General features: G+C 78.0%; 1 protein-coding gene. It reads right to left on the reverse strand.

The features are described 5' to 3' along the window. Window positions 1-542, reverse strand: a 542-nt coding sequence (locus QOL99_RS17500) for a transglutaminase-like domain-containing protein (protein WP_285525691.1), incomplete at both ends; no start/stop codon positions are given.

Raw genomic sequence — 542 nt, forward strand, 5'->3', positions numbered from 1 at the left:
CGGGCCGCCCGCCCACCCCGGCCTCCACCCGGTCCAGCAGGTCGCGCTGGCGCGGGCCGTCGTAGCCCGCGACCCAGCTGTTCCAGCGGGTCTGCCAGGCGTCCACCCGCAGGGCGACCCGGTCCAGGGCGGCGGGGGGCGGGGGCGCCTCTGCCTCCGGGCGCGAGAGGGCGGTGGGCAATCCAGCCGTGACCCGGCCCGGCGCGACCCCCGCGGTGGGGTCCACCCGTACCCAGCCCTGGCCCTCCAGCCAGACCTCGACCCAGGCGTGCGCGTCCTGCTGGCGCACGATCAGGTAGCCGCCGCTGGGATTCAGCTCCCCGCCCAGGTAGCCGCCCACCACCCGGGCAGGCACTCCCGCCGCCCGCATCAGGAACGCGAACGAGGACGCGTAGTGTTCGCAGAACCCGGCGCGGGAGCCGAACAGGAAGGCGTCCACCCGGTCCCGCCCCGGCAGGGTGGGCGGCGTGAGGGTGTAGCGGAAGTCCCCCGCCCGCAGCCACGCCAGCGCCGCCTCCACCCGCCCCGGCGCGGGCAGCCCC

Origin of the sequence: Deinococcus rhizophilus (assembly GCF_030271215.1) — a bacterium.
Classification (GTDB): Bacteria; Deinococcota; Deinococci; order Deinococcales; family Deinococcaceae; genus Deinococcus; species Deinococcus rhizophilus.